Origin of the sequence: Mycobacterium sp. UM_Kg1 (genome assembly GCF_000972925.1) — a bacterium.
Classification (GTDB): Bacteria; Actinomycetota; Actinomycetes; order Mycobacteriales; family Mycobacteriaceae; genus Mycobacterium; species Mycobacterium hiberniae.
The window spans coordinates 1-6,547 of sequence record NZ_JRMK01000186.1 but is presented as its reverse complement, the minus strand read 5'-3'; the positions used below and the strand labels follow the sequence as shown (position 1 = coordinate 6,547).

Annotated in this window: 5 protein-coding genes; 3 read left to right on the top strand and 2 right to left on the bottom strand. The window is 66.3% G+C overall.

All coding sequences use genetic code 11. The annotated features are described in order from the left end of the window. The 3 genes from LI92_RS19130 to LI92_RS19120 form a co-directional block, all read left to right on the top strand. A partial coding sequence (locus LI92_RS19130) for an amidohydrolase family protein (RefSeq protein ID WP_046321765.1) occupies nucleotides 1-1,147 on the top strand: 1,147 nt, incomplete at its 5' end. 63 nt (nucleotides 1,148-1,210) lie between these two features. Continuing rightward, the gene (locus tag LI92_RS19125) at nucleotides 1,211-2,176 is read left to right on the top strand and encodes an enoyl-CoA hydratase/isomerase family protein (RefSeq protein WP_046321762.1); all 966 of its coding nucleotides are present in this window, start codon (nucleotides 1,211-1,213) and stop codon (nucleotides 2,174-2,176) included. Nucleotides 2,177-2,180: 4 nt separating this feature from the next. Then, complete coding sequence (locus LI92_RS19120) at nucleotides 2,181-4,580, top strand: CaiB/BaiF CoA-transferase family protein (protein ID WP_046321761.1); 2,400 nt, start codon at nucleotides 2,181-2,183, stop codon at nucleotides 4,578-4,580. A 117-nt stretch (nucleotides 4,581-4,697) separates the two neighbouring features. Here the strand turns inward: LI92_RS19120 and LI92_RS19115 are convergent, their stop codons facing one another. Then, complete coding sequence (locus LI92_RS19115) at nucleotides 4,698-5,537, bottom strand: mycofactocin-coupled SDR family oxidoreductase (protein ID WP_046321759.1); 840 nt, start codon at nucleotides 5,535-5,537, stop codon at nucleotides 4,698-4,700. A 36-nt stretch (nucleotides 5,538-5,573) separates the two neighbouring features. Then, nucleotides 5,574-6,547 (bottom strand): cytochrome P450 (locus tag LI92_RS19110; protein WP_046321758.1); only part of this gene is annotated, 974 nt, incomplete at its 5' end.

The following is a 6,547-nucleotide window of genomic DNA, read 5'->3' as shown; positions in this document are numbered from 1 at the left end:
TCCCCCCGGCGGCTACGGGGCACCCAAGGACCGGCACGGGCAGGCCGGTGTCGGCTTGGGTAATGTCGGCCTGCCGGCCGGTACCGAGGTGTTCTCCGCCGACAATCACATCTCGATCGCCGACGACATCTTCTATCAGCGGTTCCCGGAGGACCTCAAGGACAAGGCGCCGCGGATCTGGTACGAGGACGGCGCCTACATGGTCGGCCGCAAGGGGCAGTCGTTCCTGCCGGGCGATTTCTCGGCGGTGCTCATGCAATACGACGATCTGGCCGGGGCGGCCAGCAGCAATATCGAGGCCCGCATCCGGGAGCTCGCCTCCGACGGCGTCGACAGGGAACTCGCCTTCCCCAACGCTGTGCTGGCGCTCTTCCACTTCCCCGACAAGGAGCTGCGGGAACGGGTCTTTCGGATCTACAACGAGTACATGGCCGAGTTGCAGGAGCGGTCCAACGGCCACTTCTACGGAGTGGGACTGATCAACTGGTGGGACCCCGCCGGAACCCGGCGAACCCTCGAAGAGGTGAAATCCCTGGGCCTCAAGACGTTCCTGCTGCCGCTGAACCCCGGGAAGGGCGATGACGGCAACATCATCGACTTCGGTGCCCGGGCGATGGATCCGGTATGGGACGAGATCGAACAGGCCGGATTGCCCATCACCCACCACATCGGTGAGACTCCGCCGAAGACGCCCTGCGAGATCAACAGCGTCGTGGTGGGCATGATGGTCAACGTCGACTCGTTCCGCGAGCAGTTCGCCAAGTACCTCTTCTCCGGCATCCTGGACCGCCACCCGGGACTGCGGATCGGCTGGTTCGAAGGCGGGATCGCCTGGGTTCCCACCGCTTTGCAGGACGCCGAACACCTGCTGGCCTCCTACCAGCACATGTTCACCCACCAGCTGCAGCACGACATCCGGCATTACTGGGACACCCACATGAGCGCGTCGTTCATGGTGGACCCGCTCGGCCTGCGGCTGATCGACCAGATCGGGGTGGACAAGGTGATGTGGTCATCGGACTATCCGCACAACGAGAGCACCTTCGGATACTCGGAGAAGTCGCTGGCCGGCGTGGTCGACGCCCTGGGACCAGAGGATGCGGTGAAAGTGGTGAGCGGCAACATCAGAGCCTTCCTCGGGCTGTGAGACCGCCCGCGACATCACGTCCATCGGCGCGTTCGTAGCGCCATTCGAAGGAGCACATCGCCAATGTCAGACACAGCCGGGGAGTCGGGCCGGCCATCCGCAGAAGAGATCATCCGGTACCGCAAGGACCCGGCCACCAAGATCGCCACCATCACTTTCGACCGCCCGGAATACCTCAACGCGCCGACATCGGCCGCGCGCCTGCGCTACGCGGACCTGTTGCGCGCCGCAAGCGTCGACAACGACGTCAAAGTGGTGGTGATCCGCGGGGTGGGGGACAACTTGGGCAGCGGTGCCGACCTTCCCGAATTCATGGAGGGCGTCGCCGATCCGGACAAGCGGCTGGCCGAACTGCGCCTGGAGGGCATGGACGTCAACTACCCGCCGCAGGGCACGTTCCGCAACGGCGCGACCATCAGCGCGTGGTACGCCAATGTGCAGGCCGGCAACCGGCCGCTGCAGGAGTTCAAGAAGATCAGCATCGTGGAAGCCAAGGGATACTGCTACGGCTGGCATTTCTACCAAGCCGCGGACGCCGACCTGGTGATCTCCAGCGACGACGCGCTGTTCGGCCACCCCTCCTTCCGGTACTACGGATGGGGGCCGCGGATGTGGACCTGGGTGCAGATGATGGGGCTGCGCAAGTTCTCCGAAATGGTCTTCACCGGAAGGCCGTTCACCGCCGCCGACATGGAGAAGTGCAACTTCCTCAACAAGGTTGTGCCGCGGGACCAGCTCGAGGCCGAGGTCGACAAGTACGCGCTGGCCTGCGCCCGTAACCGCCCGGTGGACACCGTGTTCATGCAGAAGATGTTCTTCGAGGTCTACAAGCAGCATCAGGGCGAGTACATGGGCAGCCTGCTGTCGGCGTTCTTCGAGTCGATGGGGTCCGGCGTTGCTCCCGACGTCGACGACCTGATGATCGACGACGCGATCGAATCCGGACTCAGCGGAGCGGTCAAGGACAACGACTCCAGATTCCCGCCCGACTTCCGCTTGAGCAAATCGAGCCGCAACGCGGAATCCTGACGCCGTGGGGCCGCTGCACGGCTACACCGTCATCGATCTGTCCGACGGCATTTCCGGTGCTTACGCCACCAAGATGCTCGCCGACGGCGGGGCGCTGGTCATCAATGTCGAGCCACCGCAAGGGGACGCGTTACGCGGCTGGTCGGCCTCACACGCGGTGGTCGATGCCGGCGCCGGCGGTGCGCTGTTCGGCTTCCTGGGGTGCTCCAAGCACAGTGTCGTCGCCGATCCCGACGATCCCGCCGACATCGCATGGGTCCACGACCTGCTGGCCTCCGCTGACGCGGTCGTGTGGTCGCGCCAAGGTGTCGTCGGCGCCCACCCGTCGTTGGCGCCCGCTGAGATCCACCGGCGTCACCCGCATCTGGTGGTCACCGCCATCACGCCCTTCGGTCTGGACGGTCCGTGGCGGAATCGTCCGGCCACCGAGTTCACCCTGCAGGCCTGGTCGGGGGGAGCGGTCGGTCTCGGTCGCGGAGCCCAAGACCGGGCACCGGTACACATCGGCGGGCAGGTGGGCGACTGGCTCGCCGGGGCCTACGCCGCGGCCATGACCTTGGCGTCGCGGCTGCGTGCCGTGCACGACGGTCGGGGAGAACTGATCGACCTTTCGGCCCTGGAAGCCCAGATCCTCGGCCTCACTTACTATCCCGTCACCTACTTCGAAATGCTGGGGCGCCCGTGGCGGTCCGAGCGCAGGCCGACGGTGCCGGGCGTGGCGCAGGCCGCCGACGGTCTGGTCGCGCTGGGCTGTGGCACCGCCCAGCAGTGGTTCGACCTGTGCGTCATGACCGGCCATGAGGAGTGGATCGACGAGGACTCGCCGCTGTCGATCACCGAGCAGGCGAACCTGCACGCCCCCGAACTCTACGAGTGGGTGCGCAATCACACCGTCGAGGAGGTCCGCGACCTGGCCTCGGCGTTCCGGATACCGAACTCGCCGGTCGGCAACGGCGCGAACGTCGCAGGCTTCGACCACTTCCGGCACCGGCGGGTGTTCACGCGCAATCCGCGGGACGGATTTCTCCAGCCGACGTCCCCCTACCGGATGGGCGGTGTGGCGCCTGCCGAGCCGGCCCCGGCGCCGTACCTGGGCGAACACACCGACACCTACCGGCGGCTGCCGCCGCGGCGGCGGCCCGCCCCGGTCGAGCCGGCCTCGGACCGATTGCCACTCGACGGCATACGTGTGCTGGACATGACCACCTTCTGGGCCGGACCGTCGTGCACTCACCTGCTCGCCATGCTCGGCGCCGAGGTGATCCATCTGGAGTCCACCCGCCATCCCGACGGCACGCGGCTGATCGCCGGGATACCGGTCAGCGAGGAGTCATGGTGGGAGCGTTCGCCGATATTCTCCGCACTCAACACCAACAAGAAGAGCCTGACGCTGGACTTCGCGACCGAGACCGGCCGCGACGTGCTGCACCGTCTGATCGCGAACTGCGACGTCGTCGTCGAGAACTTCACCCCGCGGGTGATCGAGAACCTCGGCTTGGATTTCGGGTTCGTACAGTCGCTGCGCAACGACGTGATCATGCTGCGGATGCCCGGATTCGGCCTGGACGGCCCCTGGCGGGACAACCCGGCCTTCGCCTACGTCATCGAAGACGCCGCCGGGCTCAGCTGGCTGACCGGGTACCCCGACCGCAACCCGTACGAGCCGTACTCGATCGGCGACCCGAACGCCGGTGTGCACGCGCTGACCGCACTGCTGCTGGCACTGGAGCACCGGCGCCGGACCGGCGAGGGAGTCTTGGTGGAGGCCGCCATGATCGACGCCGCTCTCAACATCGCCGCTGAACAGGTGATCGAATACTCCGCCAACGGAGCGTTGCTGCAACGCAACGGAAATCGCGGACCCGCAGCCGCCCCGCAGAACTTCTACCGGACCGCCGGAGTCGACGAATTCGGACGAGACGACTGCTGGGTCGCGATTGCGGTCGCCACCGATGAGCAGTGGGCGGGCCTGTGCGGCGCGCTGGGAGAGCAGTCCTGGGCCGCCGATCCGGACCTGTCCGACGCCGCCGGACGGCGCGCCCAGCACGACGTCATCGACAAACAGCTGTCCGCCTGGTGCGCTACGCGCGGCGCCGACGAGGTCGTCGAGACACTCTGGGAGGCCGGAGTTCCGGTGGCCAAGGTGATGCAGCCGCACCGCCAGACCGAGTTGCCGCAGCTGGCCGCGCGGGACTTCTTCGAGCAGGTCGACCACCCGCTCAACGGTTCCGCATCCCACACCACGCTGCCGGCCCGGCTCTCGCGCGGGCCGCGCACGGTTCACACCCGCCCCGCTCCGCTGCTCGGTCAGCACAACCATCAGCTGCTCACCGAGCTGGGCCTCACCGAGACCGAGATCGCGGCGCTGGCAGCCGCCGGCGTCATCGGCAACGCACCTGCCTAGGCCGCAGCGTCGAGGGCGTCCAGCGCCCCGCGGGTGTTAAGGTCGGTGAACGCCGCGGCGCAGCGCTCATCCACTCCGGGGATATCGCCTCCCAGCTGTCCGGAATCGCCGAGGCGGTTACTTCAGGCAGCTTCCGGCGTCGACGGGCAGGGGGACTCCGGTGATGTAGCGGGCCTCGTCGGAGACCAGGAACAGCACGGCGTTGCTGATATCCACCGCGTCCACCCACGGCACCGGCAAGGTGTGGAACATCTGGCAGATGGGCGCCATGTCGTCGGGGCCCGGGTTCTCCAGGTCCGGACGGAACATCTTCCAGGTGCCCTCGTTCATGATCATCCCGGTACTGACGTGGGTGGGGTGCACGGTGTTGACGCGGATGTTGTGGTGCCCCAACTCCACGGCGAACGAGCGCATGATGCCCACGACGCCGTGCTTGGCCGCGACGTAGTTGCCGCAGTGCGGGTAGGCCTTCAGTCCGCCGACGGAGCTGGTCAGGACGATCGAGCCGCCCTTTCCGCCGGAAATAAGATGCGGTACACCGGCCTTGACGGTCTTCCACACACCCGACAGGTTGATGTCGATCATCTCCTGCCAGTCGTGTTCGGTGCACTGGTCGAGGGTGTCGCCTCCGTTGCCGATGCCGGCGTTGGCGACGATGATGTCCAGGCCGCCCAGTTCCTCCACGCCGGCGTCCACCGCGGCCTTGAGGCCGTCGAAGTCGCGCACATCGACTTCGGCCGTGAAGATCCGGCGGCCGCGAGCCTTGACCAGGTCGACAGTCTCCGCCAGTTCCTCCGGGGTGGCCGGCGGAATCGGCGAGTTCTCCACGATCGGCTTACAGACGTCGATCGCGATGATGTCGGCGCCCTCCTCGGCCAGTCGCACCGCGTGGCTGCGGCCCTGACCGTGGGCGGCGCCGGTGATGAATGCGACCTTGCCCTCAACACGTCCAGCCATGGCAATAACCTCAATTCGTAAGTTGTAGAAGTGGATTCATCTGATCTGTGCGGGCATGGACTCCCAGCCGCGGACCGTGGACGTCGGTGACAGTGCTGCTTTGGTGAGGTCGACATCCCACTCCGGAAAGCGTTTGAGTACCTCTTCCAGCGCGATACGCCCTTCCAATCGCGCCAGTGCGGCGCCCAGACAGTAGTGGGCGCCCACGCTGAAAGTCAGGTGCTGGCGGGCTTCGCGGTGGATGTCGAAGACATCGCCGTCGGGGGCGAAACGGCGATGGTCGCGGTTGGCCGCCCCGATCAGCATCATCATCACGGAGCCCTCGGGCACCGTCTGGCCGTAGTACTGCACATCGCGGGTGACGTAGCGAGCGACGTGCGGCGCCGGCGGCTCGAAGCGCAGCAGTTCTTCGATGGCCTGCGGGATCAGTGCTGGATTCTGCACCAGGTCACGGCGCTGGTCGGGATGCTCGGCCAGCACCTTGCCGGCCCACCCGATCAGTCGGGTGGTGGTCTCGTTTCCGGCTCCGGCCACCAGCATCACGTACATCAGCAACTCGTCGCGCGACAGCCGCCGGGCGGTGCCGGTCTCGTCGGTGAACTCGACGTTGAGCAGTTCGGTCATGATGTCGTCGGACGGATGTTTCACACGCCAGTCGAGGTAGTCGGCGAAGATGGAGCCGTCGTCGAAGCCGTCCGAGGCGATGCTCATCGGTTTTCCGGCCTCGGTGCGCATGTTGTCGTTCGAGCGGTCCCGAATGATCTCCTGGTCCGCCTCGGGAATTCCCACCAGCATGCCGATGACCCGCATGGGCATCTGTGCGCCCAGATCGGCGACGAAATCCAGGCTTCCGGTATCGATCAGCGGATCCAGGCAACGGGCGCAGTACTCGCGGATCTTGGATTCGAGTTCGGCGATCTTGCGCGGGGTGAACATCCGGGCAAGCAACTTGCGATGGATGTCGTGGATCGGCGGATCCTCGAACAGAATCAATCCGGGCGGGATCGGGG